The organism is Psychrobacter sp. W2-37-MNA-CIBAN-0211 (genome assembly GCF_040309405.1).
GTDB lineage: Bacteria > Pseudomonadota > Gammaproteobacteria > Pseudomonadales > Moraxellaceae > Psychrobacter > Psychrobacter glaciei.
On record NZ_JBEOOU010000256.1, the window covers coordinates 1 to 267 of the forward strand.

1 protein-coding gene is annotated in these 267 nt (G+C 43.4%); it reads right to left on the minus strand.

What is annotated here, in order from left to right:
- A partial coding sequence (locus AAEY72_RS15125; RefSeq protein ID WP_352311392.1) for an alpha/beta fold hydrolase occupies window positions 1-267 on the minus strand: 267 nt, incomplete at both ends.

Consider the following 267-nt stretch of genomic DNA (forward strand, 5'->3'; position numbering starts at 1 on the left):
GCGTCACATTGATACCGTGCGGGCCGCCTTCAACGATATGAAGTTGACTATCTGCAATCATTTCGTGCGAACGCTGACCACTGACCTCTAACGGTACGATTTGATCTGCATCGCCATGAATGACCAAAGTTGGTACATCAAATGCTTTTAAGTCATCACGGAAATCGGTATAGCTAAAAGCTTTGACACAATCATAGCTAGCTTTGGCGGAGGCAAATGCAGCAATATCACGGTTATATAAGCGTAATGGTTTACTAACTAATAACG